This is a genomic window from Nocardioides sp. BE266 (assembly GCF_031457855.1).
In the GTDB taxonomy this organism is placed as follows: domain Bacteria; phylum Actinomycetota; class Actinomycetes; order Propionibacteriales; family Nocardioidaceae; genus Nocardioides.
In genome coordinates, this window is record NZ_JAURTI010000007.1 from 18,218 (window position 1) to 35,123 (window position 16,906).

20 protein-coding genes are annotated in these 16,906 nt (G+C 66.6%); 17 read left to right on the plus strand and 3 right to left on the minus strand.

The features are described from left to right. Nucleotides 1–215: 215 nt before the first annotated feature. The 4 genes from J2X46_RS19580 (at nt 216) to J2X46_RS19595 (ending at nt 3,492) form a co-directional block, all read left to right on the plus strand. Nucleotides 216–932, plus strand: a complete 717-nt coding sequence (locus J2X46_RS19580) for a ParA family protein (RefSeq protein ID WP_310253541.1) — start codon at nt 216–218, stop codon at nt 930–932. Next, nucleotides 932–1,453 carry a hypothetical protein gene (locus J2X46_RS19585; protein ID WP_310253543.1) on the plus strand — a complete coding sequence of 174 codons (522 nt, stop codon included), beginning with the start codon at nt 932–934 and terminating at the stop codon, nt 1,451–1,453. Before J2X46_RS19580 ends, J2X46_RS19585 begins: the two co-directional genes overlap by 1 nt. A gap of 537 nt (nt 1,454–1,990) precedes the next feature. Further along, the gene (locus J2X46_RS19590; RefSeq protein WP_310253545.1) at nt 1,991–2,296 is read left to right on the plus strand and encodes a hypothetical protein; all 306 of its coding nucleotides are present in this window, start codon (nt 1,991–1,993) and stop codon (nt 2,294–2,296) included. Nucleotides 2,297–2,418: 122 nt separating this feature from the next. Next, a complete protein-coding gene (locus tag J2X46_RS19595; protein WP_310253547.1) occupies nt 2,419–3,492 on the plus strand; it encodes a PDDEXK nuclease domain-containing protein in 1,074 nt (357 codons plus the stop codon). Between the two features lie 17 nt (nt 3,493–3,509). Here the strand turns inward: J2X46_RS19595 and J2X46_RS19600 are convergent, their stop codons facing one another. Together J2X46_RS19600 and J2X46_RS19605 are read right to left on the minus strand one after the other, a co-directional pair. Further along, nucleotides 3,510–5,708 (minus strand): hypothetical protein, encoded by a 2,199-nt coding sequence (locus tag J2X46_RS19600; RefSeq protein WP_310253549.1) that lies wholly within the window; start codon nt 5,706–5,708, stop codon nt 3,510–3,512. A 565-nt stretch (nt 5,709–6,273) separates the two neighbouring features. Continuing rightward, nucleotides 6,274–6,681 carry a hypothetical protein gene (locus tag J2X46_RS19605; RefSeq protein WP_310253551.1) on the minus strand — a complete coding sequence of 136 codons (408 nt, stop codon included), beginning with the start codon at nt 6,679–6,681 and terminating at the stop codon, nt 6,274–6,276. A 260-nt stretch (nt 6,682–6,941) separates the two neighbouring features. Between J2X46_RS19605 and J2X46_RS19610 the strand changes: the two genes are divergently transcribed. Beyond that, nucleotides 6,942–7,376, plus strand: a complete 435-nt coding sequence (locus tag J2X46_RS19610; protein ID WP_310253552.1) for a hypothetical protein — start codon at nt 6,942–6,944, stop codon at nt 7,374–7,376. 186 nt (nt 7,377–7,562) lie between these two features. Here J2X46_RS19610 and J2X46_RS19615 read toward each other — a convergent pair whose 3' ends face one another. Next, entirely contained in the window at nt 7,563–7,871 is a 309-nt protein-coding gene (locus J2X46_RS19615; protein ID WP_310253554.1) for a winged helix-turn-helix domain-containing protein, read from the minus strand. 598 nt (nt 7,872–8,469) lie between these two features. Between J2X46_RS19615 and J2X46_RS19620 the strand changes: the two genes are divergently transcribed. The 12 genes from J2X46_RS19620 (at nt 8,470) to J2X46_RS19675 (ending at nt 16,889) form a co-directional block, all read left to right on the plus strand. Next, nucleotides 8,470–9,060, plus strand: a complete 591-nt coding sequence (locus J2X46_RS19620) for a hypothetical protein (RefSeq protein WP_310253556.1) — start codon at nt 8,470–8,472, stop codon at nt 9,058–9,060. Continuing rightward, nucleotides 9,039–10,013 carry a hypothetical protein gene (locus tag J2X46_RS19625; protein WP_310253558.1) on the plus strand — a complete coding sequence of 325 codons (975 nt, stop codon included), beginning with the start codon at nt 9,039–9,041 and terminating at the stop codon, nt 10,011–10,013. Before J2X46_RS19620 ends, J2X46_RS19625 begins: the two co-directional genes overlap by 22 nt. 3 nt (nt 10,014–10,016) lie before the next feature. Next, nucleotides 10,017–10,793 (plus strand): SAF domain-containing protein, encoded by a 777-nt coding sequence (locus J2X46_RS19630; RefSeq protein WP_310253559.1) that lies wholly within the window; start codon nt 10,017–10,019, stop codon nt 10,791–10,793. An 89-nt stretch (nt 10,794–10,882) separates the two neighbouring features. Beyond that, a complete protein-coding gene (locus J2X46_RS19635) occupies nt 10,883–11,626 on the plus strand; it encodes a hypothetical protein (RefSeq protein ID WP_310253561.1) in 744 nt (247 codons plus the stop codon). Then, a complete protein-coding gene (locus J2X46_RS19640; protein ID WP_310253563.1) occupies nt 11,626–13,125 on the plus strand; it encodes an ATPase, T2SS/T4P/T4SS family in 1,500 nt (499 codons plus the stop codon). The genes J2X46_RS19635 and J2X46_RS19640 overlap by 1 nt, the downstream gene beginning before the upstream one ends. Next, nucleotides 13,125–14,000, plus strand: a complete 876-nt coding sequence (locus tag J2X46_RS19645; protein WP_310253565.1) for a hypothetical protein — start codon at nt 13,125–13,127, stop codon at nt 13,998–14,000. The genes J2X46_RS19640 and J2X46_RS19645 overlap by 1 nt, the downstream gene beginning before the upstream one ends. Next, nucleotides 13,997–14,905: a hypothetical protein gene (locus J2X46_RS19650; protein ID WP_310253566.1), complete on the plus strand. Its 909-nt coding sequence runs from the start codon at nt 13,997–13,999 to the stop codon at nt 14,903–14,905. Before J2X46_RS19645 ends, J2X46_RS19650 begins: the two co-directional genes overlap by 4 nt. Before the next feature lie 43 nt (nt 14,906–14,948). Further along, nucleotides 14,949–15,146 carry a hypothetical protein gene (locus J2X46_RS19655; protein WP_310253568.1) on the plus strand — a complete coding sequence of 66 codons (198 nt, stop codon included), beginning with the start codon at nt 14,949–14,951 and terminating at the stop codon, nt 15,144–15,146. A gap of 117 nt (nt 15,147–15,263) precedes the next feature. Continuing rightward, entirely contained in the window at nt 15,264–15,611 is a 348-nt protein-coding gene (locus J2X46_RS19660; RefSeq protein WP_310253569.1) for a TadE/TadG family type IV pilus assembly protein, read from the plus strand. A gap of 14 nt (nt 15,612–15,625) precedes the next feature. Then, complete coding sequence (locus J2X46_RS19665) at nt 15,626–15,997, plus strand: hypothetical protein (protein ID WP_310253571.1); 372 nt, start codon at nt 15,626–15,628, stop codon at nt 15,995–15,997. Continuing rightward, complete coding sequence (locus tag J2X46_RS19670) at nt 15,997–16,467, plus strand: TadE family protein (protein ID WP_310253573.1); 471 nt, start codon at nt 15,997–15,999, stop codon at nt 16,465–16,467. Before J2X46_RS19665 ends, J2X46_RS19670 begins: the two co-directional genes overlap by 1 nt. A 47-nt stretch (nt 16,468–16,514) precedes the next feature. Continuing rightward, a complete protein-coding gene (locus J2X46_RS19675; RefSeq protein WP_310253575.1) occupies nt 16,515–16,889 on the plus strand; it encodes a pilus assembly protein TadG-related protein in 375 nt (124 codons plus the stop codon). Nucleotides 16,890–16,906 lie beyond the last annotated feature (17 nt).

The following is a 16,906-nucleotide window of genomic DNA, read 5'->3' on the forward strand; positions in this document are numbered from 1 at the left end:
CTGCCGGGCCTACGTGGTTACGCAGTTACGTGGTCCGGCACTTGGGAACTTGCGAGGTCGCCGGCGTGTCCTCACGGCGGGGAGCCCGGCAGTTCCGTAGCCTCGCACTACCGAACTGCCACACCCGCGGTGTCCGGCACTTCGGGCGTTCCGAACTTCGGAACAACCGAGCGTTCGAACTTACGCACTTCCCCCTCGTTCTTAAGGAGATCGCGATGCGGATTGTGGTTGTCGCCCACGAAAAGGGCGGTACCGGCAAGTCGACGACCGTGATGAACCTCGCTGCTGTGCTCAGTGAGAATTCACGCATCCTCGTTGTTGACGTCGACCCGCAAGGGTCGGCGTCGTTCTGGGCAGACCAAGCTGGCGACGCATTGCCGTTCGATGTCGCCGACGACACCAACCCTCACAACCTGGCCCAGTTGAGGCAGTTGCCGTACGACATCGTGCTCGTGGACACGCCCGGCAACCTCACTGCGAGGGATGTTCTGGAGACGGTCCTGCGGGAGGCGGACTTCGTGATCCTTCCGACCGAGGCTGGTGGGGCACTGGCCGTGCCGCCGCTGGTGAAGACCATCCGGCAACTCGTCGAGCCCGCTGGCGTGGACTACCGGGTCCTGGTCAACAAGGCGGATATGCGCGATGGGGTCATCAGTGGCGCGGAGACCGGCGGGAAGACGCAGTCGGCCGCCTACTACGACACCGTCAACTTCCTGAAGCAGGCAGGTCTGAAGCACTTCACGTCGTACATCAAGCGGTACAAGATGCACGCCGACGCGCCGGTGGAGGGCAAGGTCGCCACCCAGTACGGCGGCGACAAGATCTCCAAGGCGGCCGCCGAGGACTATACGAATCTGGCGCTGGAACTGAACTCGTTGTGGGCGAACCAGGGTGCCGGGCAGGCGTCGGTGACGATGCGGGCGGTGAACTGATGGCGCGCGTGAAGGGCGGACTGGCCAACCTGATTCCGTCAGTCAATGACGTCCAGGGAACGAAGCCGGGGGAGGGGCCTGCGGATACGCACCTGAGTGTGGTCACCCCGCCGGCTGCCGAGGCCGACGTTCCGGAGCAGGTCGCTACGGCCCCGGACCCGGTGCAAGACGTGGCCACGGCGCCCACGCCCGCGGCCAGCAAGCCGAAGAAGCCCTCGTCATCTGTGAAGAAGGCGCCCGCGGCGAAGAAGGCCGCGCCGGCGAGGGTCGAGGACGACCTGGTCGACGAGTCCGAGTTGCCGAGGTATCTGCAGCTCGAGCGCAAGGACGTTCGGATGCGTTCTGACCAACTCGATTCGTTGACGAATCTGTCGCGGCGCTTGAACAAGCAGCGGCGCGGCCGGGGCGAGCGGATCACCGAGAACACGCTGGTCCGGGTGGCGATCGACCTGCTGATGAGCCAGGCCGACGAGTTGGGTGGGTTCACAGAGGACGAGCTGCGCAGTTCGCTCGGCGTCTGAGGGAAGGGCCTGGGGATGTCTACCTACGTCGGCCAGAACCTTGCGCGGCCGCAGCGACACACGACACGGTCTCAGCGGTCGCGGCAGGTGCTGGGGCGTCCGTGCGCGTCGTGCGGCTCGACACGAACCTGGGTCGAGTGGCGCGACGAACACGGGGGCGAAGCGGGGGAGTGGCCCTACGCGGTTTGCGAGTCATGCGGCCATGCGGCCGCAGGCCGGCGGACCACAACGCCACACCAGGGCCCACACGAGACAGCCGGAGCCGAGCCAGTCGACGAGCACGACGTCACGGCGCCTGCCGCTGACACCCGTCCACGTGGCGAACGGCCAGCATCAGCCCGCCCGCCGCGACCGAAGGCCACCGACGAACGGGTCGAGGAACTGCTCGCGGCCGCTGGCTACAACAAGGCGATCACGCCCGAGGTCCTGCAGGACCATCGTCGGTTCGCGACGCATGCCGGGAAACCGGGTCTACCGCGGTGGAAGGCGGCGGTTTCTGTCCTGAACGCGGCGAAGGGTGCTCCCGAGGTGCCACACGTGGGCGAGATCTACGCCGAGGAGAAGCGCCGACGCGAAGTGCGCCGAGCCCGGGCAGTGCGTGTTCGTGAGCAGGCCGAACATCTCGCCGACAAGCACGCTCTGGCCGCACGCGACCAGGTCGCGCGGGTGCGGGCTGAGACGGGGGAGGGGCCGACCTGGCGTGAACTAGCGGCAGCGCTTGGCGTCAAGAGCTCGCTGGCATCAGCGATGGTCGACGCCCTGCACCGTCGTGGCGCGCTGACCTCGACCAAGGAACCTCGCTCACTCACAGTCACCCCTGACTGGCCGCCGCCGTCCTCATAGATGAGCCCTTCGTCCCACAGTTTGTGGGACGAATCTCCGTCGGCGCCTGCGATCATCGAAAGGCCAGCAATGCGACCACCGGTTAGGCCTGAGTGTCGGACGGTGCTGGGAGACTCTCCTCTATGACCAAGGCGACCTCGGCTGGTAGGGAGCGCGACAAGAGCCCCGTGCGCGCGGCTGCGGACAAGCCTGCCGTGGCGGCCGACGACCTGGTCGAGCGTGTGTCCTCGCTGGTCGACGAGGCCCGCCAGGCGATCGCGTCGTACGCCAACGCGACGTTGACGATGACGTACTGGCAGGTCGGTGCGCTGATCGACTCAGAGGTGCTCGGCGGACAGCGGGCGGCGTACGGCTCCCAGATTCTTGCGTCGCTGGCGCAGGAATTGACCAGTCGGTTCGGCCGTGGCTTCAACGAGCCGAACCTGACGCGAATGGTCAAGTTCTACCGACAGTTCCCCGACGCTGAGATTGTTGCGTCGCTGGCGCAGAAATTGAGTTGGACACACATCGTGGCCCTGCTCCCGCTCAGGTCGGACGAGGCCAGGGCCTTCTACGCGGACAAGGTGGTTGCAGGCCGCCTCACGGTCCGCGAGCTCAAGAGCGCGATCCAGCGCAAGGCATTCGAGCGGCGTGAGATCGCGAACTCTCAACTCGAGCCGGGGTCGATGGTGCCGGCGGACACGTTCAGCGACCCGTATCTGCTCGATTTCCTGGGCCTCCACGACGGATATGCAGAGGCGGACCTGGAGGCTGCGATCCTCCGCGACGTCGAGGCCTTCCTGCTCGAGGTCGGGTCAGGATTCAGTTTCGTCGAGCGCCAGAAGCGGATGATCATCGACGGCGACGACTTCCACCTCGACCTCCTCTTCTTCAGCCGCCCACTACGCCGCCTGGTCGCTGTCGAGCTCAAGATCGGGAAGTTCGACGCCCGCTACGAGGGACAGATGAAGCTGTACCTCAAGTGGCTCAACCGACACGAACGCCGGGAGGGCGAGGATGCGCCGCTCGGGCTGATTTTGTGCACTGAGGCCAGCCGCGAGCAGGTCGAACTGCTGGAGATGCACAAGGACGGGATCGTGGTCGCGGAGTACTGGACGGCGCTGCCGCCTAAAGCCGAGTTGGAGCAGCGGCTCCAGGCGATCCTGCGTGACGCACGTGAACGCCTCGCCCGGCGCGGGCTCCCATCCCCTGAGTGACGAGCACGCCGACCTCCTTACCCTGCTGCCTGCTGTTCGGCGGACTGGTCGAATAGGTGGCCTTGGCGTTCGAGGAACGCCGCGTCGCGGGTCGCTGCCCCGTCGGGGAGGAGTGCTGCCTGCTCGACCTCGGGACTCTGTGGGCGCTCGTCGACGTCGGGGGTGGCGAGCGTGTGGGTGAGGCCGTAGCGAACTCGGTGGCGGTTCCAGGCCGCGACGGAGGCGTCTCGTTCGGCAGGGGAGAGGTCGTGGAAGCGTTGCTTGCGTTCGAGGCTGCGCGCGACGTACTCGTCGGCCGGGATGCTGTGTAGCCAGGACTGATGGTGGTCGAGCTCGTTGATCCCAGCACGGGTGCGCCGCTCTGCCAACTGCGACTTGCGTTCGGCCTGTTGGGTGAGGGACATCTGGTCGAACTCGAGCCGCTTCGTCGCTGCACGCTCGGCGCGGGCGGCGGGGGAGAGGTTGTCCCACCAGGCCTTCTGGTTCGCGATCTGTGCCTTGATCGCGCGTGCCCGGCCAGCGGTCCAGTTCGACGTGATCCCTGCCCGGTATGTGGCTCGCTCGGCTTCGATGGTGCCGAGTTGGCGGGCGTACGCCGTCGCTGCGCCCTGCTCGACCTGGAGCGACCTGGGGCGAGTGGCGGCTTCCCAACGGCCCTGCTCGTTAACCCGAACCATCCCAGCCTTGCTGAGTGCGACCAGGGCTGCCTTGGCGGTAGCTCGCTGGGACTTGGACGGCACGTCACTCATCGTTTCCACCAGCCCTGCCCTCACTGCCAGTTCACCCAGGTCCGTGGGCCCATCGGTGGCTAGGAGGGTGCGCCAGAGCCCGTGGCTGGCCCGGGGGAGGAGTAGCCATAGGCCGCGCGCCGGCGGGGGTGGGTCAAAAACAGGTGGGGGGATTTGCCGTCCCCCTCCACTCGGGGCCCGGTTGATTTCGAACTCGTACGACGTCAAATCGCGTTCGACCAGTGACAGGCAGTCGGTGTGCAGCGTCCCGAGACGGCCGTTGAGCCGGGCCAGAGCGGCACGGACGGTCTTGCGGTCACCAAGGCCACAGTCGAGCTGGAGATCGCGCTCAGGGCACGGCACACGCAGCGTCCCCTCGCGCAGCACCCGATCCAGCAGGTGGTGCCCGACCTGGAGCAGGCTCGCCCGCTGCCGGGCCGGCACCGTCCACATCAACCGGGTCAACTCGTCACGGGCCGCAGCAACCGCGGCGACGACCTCGGCCGGCGGAGCCTCGACAGAGCGGGGCGCCGTGCTGCTGTTGGTGGTGTGCGTGGCCCGGAACTCGTTGGCCGAGCGGACGAGTTCGTTCCACACGTAGGTGATCCACCACGAGTAGCCCTGGTGCTTGGCCTTCGTCATCACCCGCGGGTGTGACTCGCGGATCAGCCGCCACGCCATCTCCGGGTCGCCGATCGCCCACATCAACTCGCGTGTGCAGGCCGCCTCCACCAGAGAACGGTCGACCTCGACCGCCTCCCTGGACTTCGTCGACCCGGCCGCCCACGAGCCCGCGGGGATGGCGGCGTCGACCAGGTAGCGCCGCCATTCCGGCCGCAGCTGACGCTTCCAGCGTTGCAGCGCCAGCGGCACCACCAGCCCCGACCCAGCCGCGGCTGAGGCGGCGGTCGGGTGGATGCCCTTGGCCGGCTTCACCTTCGCCCTGGGCCGCAGCGGTGTGGCGGCCGGCGGGTGGGGGAGTGTCCGCTTCAAGGCGCGCAGCGAATGCCGCAGGTCGCCCTTGGGTTTGGTGACCACACCGGTCTTGTGGGGCGATGAGAGGGGCCGGATCGCGTCGCGCAGATCGAGCTCGCCACGGGGGACCTTCACGTCCTCGGCAAGACCGGCCAAGAAGGTGCCGACCTCGGCACAGAACCCGGTCCTGGTCGCGGCGGGTGCGTATCGGTAGTCAGCGCGGGCGAAGTAGATGTGGGTGCGTCCCTTCGCGCCACCAGAGGGACGCTCCAGCACCCAGCAGTCACGCCTGGCCAGCCAGTCGACGATCTCAGCAGTGAGGAAGGTGCCGAACTCGGCTGGCACGTCGACGTCGACCACACCGACGCCATCGCGCAGATGTCCCACCAGTGCGGCGATACGGCCGCGGCCGAGCAGCTCGAGCCCATCAGCCAGCGTGGTGACCGTCGTGTTCTTCACCGCTTCGTTGCCGGAGTCGATGAAGAACCACTGGGTCGAGTGCGGGTTGAACATCCACTCGTCCAGCGCCAGAAGGGCCGGAGAGACACGCCGACCCGCGTCAGGGTGTGCGGCATCGCCATACGACGCCGGTACAGTCACCGGCAACAACTCGCTTTACCTCCTTTCAGAGGCACCCACCGGATTCCAGTTGGCGCTGGTCCCGGTCACCAAGACGGTCAGGTCCTGTTGGCGCAGGACCTTTCGTCATTTCTAGGGCGATCCACGCCCGCCACGGCTACCGCCGGCGGCACTCACCTCCCTCCGCGCACGACGGGACAGGAAACTCGTAGGCCTGGTGACAGCGGCGTGCAGCTCGACGACCAGGTCCGCACCGGTCCGCGACCTGATCACCAGCGCAGGGGAGGGCGAGGTGCGTGCGTGGCGAGTGGCGACACGCCCGCGCGGGAATGACTCCCGTGCCGGGTCGCACTGCTCTAAAGTGGGCAGCACAAAGCCTCCTCTGGTGGTTCTCAAACCTTCGCGAATCCGGGCTGCAACCCGGTGGAGCATCCGACTTGGTCCCGCTGCAACGGGGCCTTCGTCGTTTTCAGGGCACTGCCCTGAACCGGTCAACCGGTCATGCGGCTCCCCATCTGGTGGGGCGAGTTGTGGTGGTCTGGAGGGACTTCTTCTTCACCCGGGCGGTGAAGGGGACACCGAAGCGCTCGCACACGAGCTGCGTGACGATGTCGCCCATGGTGGCGCCGCGTGCGTCAGCCAGTTCGATGACGATGTCGGCCGCGGCTCGCGGCACCATGGCCGGATACCGGACTCGGCCGTCGAAGGCGGGCGTGGCATCGGGGTGGTCGATGACCTCGCCGGCCGGCGGATCGTTCACGATGCCGACCTGGTCGGCGACGAGCCATCCGAGGTAGTCCCCGATATAGGAACCGAGCTTCATGGCCTCGGACTTGACCAGGTCAGCTGCTGCTGGCGGCATGCTGGCGACGACCTTGTGCCGATCGCCCTTCGCCTTGCGTCCCATGCGCTTCATCCAATCGTGGAAGTCGTCAGTCGGTCGGGAACCCCGACCTGGCGTGTCGAGGATTTCTAGAAATCTTCGACACGCGGGGGCTACACCCATTCTGGCGGTCGGGGTTTTCGCGCAGATTTATTTGCTCGCCGGGCGGCGTGGTGTCGATGCGGAGCCGGGGCGAAGCGGCGTGGTGTCGTTACGTGACCTGCACGATCGCCGTAGAGTGGTGCCTGATTTCCGCGCGAATAACTGACCAGCGAGGGAGGGTCGTGGCAGAGCCCCGTGTCATCGATCTCGCCGAGCGCGAGAGCCTGGGCCTCGGCGGTCAGCAGGCCACATGCGCCAACCCGCGATGCGATGAGCAGTTCATTCGCACCTCGACGCGTGGCCGCCCCAAGGACTTCCACGACGAGGATTGCCGTCGTGCCGCGGAACGGGATCTGCGGCGAATCCAGGCTCAGCTGGCGCACCACGAGCGGCAGGCCGAGCAACTCCGAGCTCGCGCCGGCGCCTATCTCCGGACGAGCGGCGAGTCCGACCCTGCCGAAGCCAGTAGCGCCGGCCCCACCGCCGACGAGATCCGTGCGGCCCGCGAAGCAATCGCCGAGGTCCGTGGCATGGCGAGATTCCTCGACGGACACCAAGACGAGTTCGCCCGTGACTTGCTGAAGCTCTGGCGCGCCGTCGAACCACTCGTCCGGTAAGCCGACGCGGCCGGACCCGGCGGGGTCGGGTCCAGTTAGCGCTGAGGCGGACGCAGTTGACCTGAGGCGTAGGGCGACCATGTGTTGTCTAGTTCTTTGACGCGGTCCTTGTAGGTCCGCTACTTCAACAAGCGACCGGCGATCGGACACGTCCCCGAGAAGTCTGTGCCGTTCGCGCGCACGCGCCTACGGGTCCTGGGATCGCCCGGGGGATGGGCGACCCGTGACGTAGTCGATCCAGATCTTGCCGATTTCGTCGGCACGGGCGTGGTCGGTCACCCACAGCACGATCCGCCCCTTAGCGCGGCGATCTCCCCGTGGGTGATCTGCCGCCACGAGGCCTAAGTCCTCAAGCACCTCAAGGTGACGCCGCACAACACGTGGGTCGGCCTCGATCACCTCAGCCAGCTGCGTAGCGCTCATGGCCTGGACGGAGAGGTGTCGAAGGATCTCGGTGCGCACGCTGTTCCCAATCGCGTCGATGATCGCCGCCACCCCCTCGGGCATCCTGGGCGGTTTTGACAGACGTGGCACGCGCTGCATTGTGCCGGACTCGAAACACGCCGAACTCTTTTCGCCTTGACGGACATATAGTGTCCGTCATGTGTCATGCTGAGAGTAGTGCAGGACAGGGCCCGATAGGGGAACCAACGGACCGGGCTTGACAAATCGACGGACAATGGTCGTCCCCGGTTCGGGCCGGGGCAGGAAGGACGCGGTCGTGGGGCAGCGCCAGGACTACACTCCGCCGGGGAGCAAGACACCTCCGGCGCGACCCCACGTGAATCGCTCCTCGACGCCGAACTGGCACGCCGACGCGACCAGGGCCAGCGGCCTGCCGCCAGCGCGTCCTTCGGCGATGCGCCCGCCCGTTGGTCTGACGCGTCGTAGTGCACGTCTCGAGGATTCTTCGTCGAAGGTGTCCGATCTGCTGCATTGCCGGTTGTCTTCACGAGGTAGAGAGCCCCAACAGAGGGAAGGACACGCCCGTGACTCGCAGTACGCCGCGGTCGACAACCTGTCGGCCTTGTCGTCAACACTGGTGCCCAAGGCCCGTGGTACGGGCGACTCGGGCTCAGGAAGGACCCTCATGATGAAGCGCACGGTCATCGCCGCAACCGCTCTCGCCCTCGCCGGCACGCTGGCCGGCTGTGGAGGTGATGATGAGCCAAAGGCAGACCCGTCGCCCACCAAGTCCGAGTCGCCGTCTGCCACCGCCACGACGCCTGAGCCGACGTGGGACGACAAGTTCAGCCCGGCGCAGCTGAGGCGCTACGAGGCCGCCCGTGACCGTTGGCTGGAGTTTTGGGAGGCGTACACCGATGCCGCGCGTACGGGCGCTGACACTCCGGGTCTGTTGCGAATGTTCGAGAAGTACTCACTGGTCCCGCTGAGCGAGCGCTCGGACTTCCTCGACACCTACACCCGTGGCGGCGCCCGGCTTGAAGTACCCCCTGAGGTGCTGTGGACCAACGCCACCAAGATCACCGCCAAGACGGTGACCTTCAACTACTGCCTCGACTACACCAACGCCCGGATCACCAACATCGACGGACGTGTAACCGAGCACACGCCGCCGCTGCGCCGCCTCGTAGGAGTTCAGATGCAGAAGACGTCCGAAGGATGGAAGAAGGCTGGGTACGTGAACAGTGGGGTAAAGGCATGCACAGCCACCGCTCCGTGACGAGGGCCTCCACGGGGGTGTTCGCCTGTCTCGGGCTCATCACGAGCACTGCGGCCACCGCTCTACTGCTCACCGCCATGTCGAATCAGCCTGCGTGGGCCGACGGACCAAAGGACTGCCCGCCCGGCACGGGCTGGAACGACCAACTTGGCGCGTGCATCGAGATCACGATCCCTGGTGACGACACAGGGGAGCCTGGCGAAGACCCGGATCCGGGTGGCGGGGTGACGGAGTGCCACGACGAGGACGGCTCCGTGGTTGCCTGCACCAAGGACGGCATGACGTGGTGGGGTTCTCCGCACTACTGCTACGCCGAGCCTCAGAATCCGCAGGGCGACCCGCCGCGGGGCCATGAGAACGAGGAAGGAATGTGGTGGAGCTGCGAGCCCGATTGCGCCGGCTCCAACTGCTCGGGCGAGGTCTGGTGGGTTGTGGGCGGCGCCGCTTCGGTTGACGGGGCTGCGGTCGCTCGTCAGATGGTGGTGACGATCCCGTTCGAGTTGGCTGACGCGAAGATCGCGCCGTCTCCAACTTATCACACGTACATCTCGTACGAGAACTGGTTGTGGATCGAATCGGCCCAGTGGCGGACGGTCTCGCAGACCAAGTCACTGCAGGGAGCAACGGTCACTCTGACGGCGACTCCGTCTTACGTCGAGTGGGACATGGGCAACGACGACACGAAGTCGTGCGTAGGCCCGGGGCGTGCGTGGGTGAAGGGCATGTCGGAGAACGCTCCGACTAACTGCTCCTACGCGTACGACTCGATGGAGGACCCCGAGGGCGACACATGGACGGTTTCCGCGCAGATCAATTACACGCTGGCGTGGACGTGCTCGGGCAACTGTGGTGGCTCGACCAGTGGCGACCTCGGCTCGCAGCTCGCCGCAGCGGGCGACTCAACCACGATCACGGTGCTCCAGCGCCAGACGGTGAACAAGAACGGTGGATGACAAGTGACCTCTCTGGACTCTCGGACCACGCGCCGCGCGGACGGTCAGCGCTCGTCGATGGCCGGCGGCTTGCCCGGTGCCGCTTCGCTGTCGAAGGCGGTCTCGAAGACGCCGCGCAAGTACGGGCAGATGCTGATCGCTGTCGTGGTCGTGCTCGCCGCGGTGATCGCGGGCGGCTGGCTCTATATGAACAAGGGTGGCGTGGAGGAGGTGCTGGTCGTCGACCAGCCGATCCCGGCCGGGCACCCGATCACCGAGGACGACGTCCGCACCTCGAGCGACCCGCTTCTGGTCGCGCGGAGTGTGTCGGGCATCGAGGGGGCAATCCTGGTCTCCGACGTTGAGGAGGTGTACGGGAAGCGCACTACCGTGGCGTTGCTGCCGGGCCAGGTGCTGACCGAGGACTCCCTGACGGACGACTTGCTGCCTCAGGAAGGTAAGCGGCTGATCGCGGTCAACCTTCCCTCCGGCCGGGTTCCTGACACGCTGGCTCCGGGTTCGGTGGTCGACGCGATCGCCGTGCCGCAGGAGGGCCAGTCGGGTGACCCGAAGGCGCTCGACGAGCCGCCGATCATCTCAGCGGGCGCGACGGTGTACTCGACGAACAAGTCGCAGGACGGCACCGTGGTGGTGACGCTCCTGATCTCCGAAACGGATGCGAGGACGGTCGCAGCGTACGGAGCTGTGGGGCAGTTGACACTGCTCCAGGCCCCGATCACCGCCGGCGACCCCGAGGACTCCGCGCCGCAGGACGACACGGCCACCGGGGGGCAGGACTGATGTTGATCGCTGTGTGCTGCGACCGTGGGGCCCCGGGGTCAACGACGACGTCGTTGGCGCTGGGTGTCTCGACCCCGGAGCCGACGATCGTGGTCGAGCCCGACCCGTACGGCGGTGACCTCGCGCTTCGGTGTGCCGCACCGGGTGGCCGGGGTGAGGCGTTCCCGCCGACCCCGACGGTGCTGACCTTGGCGACCGAGGCGCGTACGGCGATGAGTCCGGGCCTGGTGGCCAGCAAGGCGCATGACTTCACCGGGTCGACTCGGATCGTGCCTGGTCACTTCTCGGCCGAGCAGGCCGCGGGGGTGAAGAATTGGACGCCGCTGGCGGAGGCGTTGCGAATGTCGGCGTCGCGGGTGGTGGCAGACCTGGGCCGGATCCATTCGAGTTCGCCGACGATGCCGATTGCTGCGGCTGCCGATGTGCTCGTGGTGGTGACCCGCCCGGAGTACGGCGCGGTGTTGCATCTCAAGGACAGGCTGGAGCGGCTCGCTCCGGTGCTCGCCGGCATCCGTAACGCCCCGCCGATCATCGTGCCGGTGGTCGTCACCGCGAAGCGGCAGGCGAACGCCGTCGTGGCAGAGGTGGGACGGATGCTCGAGCCGAGCACCGCCGCCCGCGCAGTCGCGGGGATCGGGTGGATCGCGCTGGACCCGGCTGGGGTCGATCTGATGTACGCCGGTGAGGTGTCGGGGAAGAACGCACGTACACCGCTGATGAAGTCCGCCGGCGTGCTCAATGACCAGATCAACCAGGCTGGTGGTGTCGGCCCGTACGCGCCGCCGGCGGCCACCCCGGTCGACACGTATGCCGTGCAGATGGAGGAGGCATGATGGAGACCAACGGCACGAACGGGAACGGCGCGAACGGGAACGGCACCCATCCGAACGGGTTGCACGTGAGGCGGTTCTCGCCGGTCGACCAGGTGCTGGTTAAGCGCCTCCAGGCGCGTGTGGGCGCGCGCCGGTCGAAGGCGTTGGAGGAGTTCCGTCGCAACGGACAGATCCCGCCGAAGGGCGAGGACGCCCGGCAGCACACCGAGTCTCTGTTGGCCACGGTGCTCACTCAGTACGAGTCCGAGCTCGTCGAGGACGGCGGCACGCCGCTGGAGGATGAGGCCCGGAGCCGGCTGGAGGCTGCGCTCAAGTCTCAGCTGTTCGGCGCAGGGAGCCTTGACCAGCTGCTGGAGGATCCTGAGGTCGAGGACATCACGATCAACGGTTACGAGAACGTGCTGGTGACGTACGCCAACGGCACCAAGGCGCAGTTGCCGCCGATCGCCAACTCCGACAAGGAGCTGGAGGAGATCGTGAAGACAATCTCCGCCTACGACGGCCTCAACACGCGTGCGTTCGATGTCTTGAACTACTCGGTGACGCTCCGGTTGCCCGACGGTTCGCGGCTGCATGCGGTGCAAGGCGTCACGGACACCGGGTTGTCGATCTCGATTCGCAAGCACCGGTTCACCAAGGTGACCCTCCTGCCGGAGCCGGGCAGGGCTGAGAGGGAGGCGCATCTGCCTGAGCGGGAGACGACGCGGGATCTGCTGAGCCAGGGCACTGTGGATCGCGAACTTGCGGCGTTCCTGTCGGCGTTGGTGCGTGCGCGCAAGAACATCATGATTGCGGGCGCGGTAAGCGCGGGTAAGACGACGCTGCTGCGGGCGTTGGCCTCGGAGATCGACCCGATGGAGCGGCTGATCACAGTCGAGCGGTCAATCGAACTGGGGCTGCACAAGGACCGTGAGCGTCATCCGGATGTGGTGGCGATGGAGGAGCGGTTGGCGAACGTTGACGGTGCCGGCGCGGTCAGCCTGGCTGACCTGGTCCGTGACTCGACGCGCATGCGACCGGACCGGGTGATCGTGGGTGAGGTCTTGGGGGATGAGGTCATCACGATGCTCAACGCCATGATGCAGGGCAATGACGGCAGCCTGAGCACGATCCACGCCAACTCCTCGCGCGACGTCATCTCCAAGATCCAGACCTACGCCTTGCAGGCAGCGGAGCGGCTGCCGTTCGACGCAACCAATGGCCTGATCCACGGTGCCCTGGACTTCATCGTGTTCATGCGCCGCATTCGCACTGGCGACGGCGGGCAGCGGCGCGTCATCGAGTCCATCCGTGAGGTTGTCGAGCGTGACGACGGGGGTGTGAAGACGACTGAGTTGTGGGTGTTCAACAAGGCGACCGGTCGCACCGAGTTCACCAGGAAGGCGATCGCCCGGGAGGCCGACCTGGTCGATGTCGGTTGGGACCCGAACGGGCCGGCTGATCTGGACCGCTTCACCGAGCCGACGCGCAGCGACGGTGATGAGGGGTGGCAGATCTGATGACCCTCTTCGTTGTGTGCGTGCTTGCGGCCTGCCTGGGCGTCGTGGGGATCATCCGCACCGCCCAAGGCAAGGGTCTGCTTCCGGCCCGGGTGGCGGAGACTCGCCGCAAGGTCGCCGATCGCGAAGGGATGGCCCGGCAGGTCACGATTGCGTTGATCGTCGGTGCCGTGGTCTGGGCTTTGACGCGCTGGCCTGTCGCGGGCGGCCTAGCGGTTGCGGTGGTGTTGCTGTGGCCGAAGCTTGCTCGCTCGGGTGCGATCGAGAAGCGCAGTGTGGCAAGGATCGAGGCGCTTGCTAACTGGACCGAGTCGCTGCGTGATGCGGCCGCCTCCGAGTCCGGGTTGGCGCAAGCTCTGCCCGCCACGTTGGACGGGGCGCCTGCCTTGCTGCGGCGGCCGTTGACAAACATGGTCGATGCCATTGCCTTGCGTACGCCGCTGCCGATCGCTTTGGCCGACTTCGCCGACGAGGTCGACGACCGGGGGGCGGACAAGGTGGTGATCGCTCTGTCGCTGACCGCGCAGCAGCAGACTGGGGATCTCAAGCGGGTACTGACCACGTTGGCGTTGAACACTCGTGCCGAGCTGGAGATGCGGCGCAAGGTGTTGACCGAACGGAACGGCGTCCGGCGACAGGCCAACCAGGTTGCCATCGGCCTGCTTGCTTTGGCCGGTTTGCAGGCTGTCTTCCTGAGGGGCTGGGTAGAGCCGTATAGCTCGTGGTACGGCCAGATCGTGCTCGCTGTCCTGGCTGTCGTCTACGTGGCACTGCTTGTCCGGCTCCAGCGTCTGGCCGCACCGGAACCGCACCCAAGGTTCCTGTCGGGCGCAGAAGCGCTTACAGAGGCAGCGAATCGGGAGGTGGCCCAATGATCCCGATGCTGATCGTCTCCGCAGTCGCCGGCCTGGGACTGGTCCGGTTGCACCGCCTGGCGTTCCCCTCTGCGCCGCCTCTGGTCGACCAGGCAGCTCGGTGGGAACGGGCGCGCGCCCGGGCCGGGCGCCGCGCGCTGCTGGATGTGGCGCCGGAGGACCAGACCTGGTCGAAGAGGGCAGCGGAATGGTTCGCAGAGAATCTGCGAACCCGGCGGCCCGACGACATGCGAACCTATGAGCGCGACCTGGCGATCACCGGCCAGCCGATGGAGGAGTGGCTGGCCAGGCTGCTGGTCTGGTTCCTCGTGGGCCTGCTCGGCCCGATCGCTCTGATCCTGGTCGCCAACGCGATCGGTCTGGGGATCCCGATGCTGGTCGCTCCGCCGTTGGGGATTCTGGGCGCCGTCATCGCGTTGATCGGTGAAGTCAAGGAGTTGCGAGACAAGGCCGCTCAGCGCCGCGAAGAGTTGTGCGATGCGCTGTCGGACTTCCTCGACCTCGTCGTGATGGCCATGGAAGGCGGCCGGAGCCACGCCGACGCACTCCCCGACATCGCCGAGATCGGCGGCGGGTGGGCCTTCCACACCTTCTACGACGCCATCGACAACGCCCGCCCTAACGGCATGACACCGTGGCAGGCGCTCGGCGAGGTCGGGGACCGGTACGGCGTGGTCGAGCTGCTCGACCTGCGGGCCGCGCTCAACCTGGCTCAGGACCAGGGCACCAGCATCCGCAACACCCTGATCGAACGCGCCAAGTCGATGCGCGATGCGCGGCTCAACGAAGCCCAGGAGCGCGCCAACAAGTCCACCGACGCGATGCGCAACAACCTGATGGTCATGGCGCTCGTCGCGGCCGCGTACGTGATCCTCGCCCGCGTCCTTTTCCTGTCCACCGCCTAACCAGAGGCACAAACCAGAAGCCTTGAAGAGAGGAAACCATCCCATGAACGATTTCACCCACCTGAAGATGACGATCGACTACTGGCGTGCCCGGTGGGAGATCGCCCGCCACGATGAGCGCGGAGCCTCCGCGCCGGAGTACCTGGTGCTGCTGCTCGGCGTCATCGCAATCGCGGCGGGGGCGATCATCGCGGTGCGCACCTTCGTCACCAACAAGGGCAACGAGCTCAACGGCCAGTAGAGCCCGCACCCGCGCTTCGCCCGAGACCTAATCGAGAAGGACAGCCCAGTAGTGATGCTTTCGCACCGCCTGCAGGCTCTACGACGTCGGCTACACCGGCGTCGTGACGAGTGCGGCATGGGCGCGCCCGAGTTCGTCATCGTCATGCCGGTCGTGATGCTGATCTTCTTGATTCTGGTCCAGTGGTCGGTTCAGCTGTACAACGACCGCATGGTGCACGCCGCCGCCCGCGAAGCGGCCGTCGACGCCGCCGCGTGGGATGGCACCGAGGCCGCTGGGCAGCAGACTGCCGAGGAGTACCTCGCGGACTCTGGCAGCGACCTTTCCAACACCAGTGTCCGGATCAGCATGGGCGCAACAGAGGTCACCGTCACCGTTTCTGGGGACGTCATGACGCTCGTGCCTGGCATGACCAAACGGGTGTCTGCCACAGCCGCCGTGCCGCGCGAGCGGTTCGCCGAATAGAACGGAATGCGAGGATGGAGAACTATCTTCAAAGCCCCGATGACGCCCCGATGCCGGTGCTGCAGATCGCCCGGCCCGCCTACGATCACCGGATCACGGGGGAGAGCGGGAAGTGGGTGACCTGGGCCGGGTCGGTTCCCCGGGAGATCTGGACTGTCGATGAAATGCATGTCGATATCGCGGATCTGCTTGGGCTCGCCAAACTCCATCAGGACACCGTCGTGGTCGAGGGGCACGGACGTTACTCGAGCTTTGTGTTCCCCACCGGGGATGTCTCGCTCATCCTCGAGGTCCGCAGCGACCCGGGGGCCACGAGTGCCGAGCGTGACCGCAGCAGGTGCCGGTCGATCGATGAGTGCGAGCGTTCATCGCGGAACCTGGCCTGATGCTGTCGCACAGTCAGCGGGTTCGTCGTAAGCGGGTACGCCTGCGGACGCGGCTGCATGCTGCCCGCGATGAGCGTGGATACACCTCGGTTGAACTGCTGGCGATGACGACCGTCCTGGTCGGCATGATCACGGTAGTGGTGGGTGGCGGCAGAATCGTGGACTCCAACAGCCAAGTCGACGACGCGGCCTACGCGGCCGGGCGAGCAGCTTCCCTCGAGACGAACTTCGAAGCCGCCCAGGTCGCCGGCAGGAAGGCCGCTGAGAACTCGCTCGCGGACCGGGGCAAGGCATGCACCCAACTCGACGTGTCGTTTGCCGGCACCGACTTCCGCACCTCTGGCCAGGTCACCGTCCGAGTGACCTGTCACGCGAACCTGAGCGACGTCGTCGGTTTCGGCCTACCTGGCGCGAAAAACTTCAGCTCCACAGCCGTGGTGCCGATCGAGCAATACCGGAGATTGCCGTGATGGCCCGGCTGACCCGACGACTACGCTCTCCACGGGACGAACGCGGCGTGATCTCGACCTGGACGATTCTCACCGCATCCGGGGTGTTCCTGGTCTTGCTCGGGCTGGTCTATGACGGCGGGAACGCCATGAATGAGCGGATCGAGGCGCACCGCGCCGCCGAGCAGGCCGCACGTGCAGCAGCCGACGAGATGCGCGGTATCCGTGATGGGACCGAGGGGATCAACCAGGCCACGGCCACGGCACGGGCCAACGAGATCCTCCAACAGGCGGGCTGGAGCGGGACTGTGCGAATCGACGGACTCGACGTCACCGTGAGAGTCACGGGGAAGTCCGACAACGCGTTCCTCAGCGCCATCGGCTTCCCCAGTTTCCCGATCGATGAGACCGGCACAGCAACCTCGATCACGGGCCCGAACTAGGACTGTCCCGATGGAAC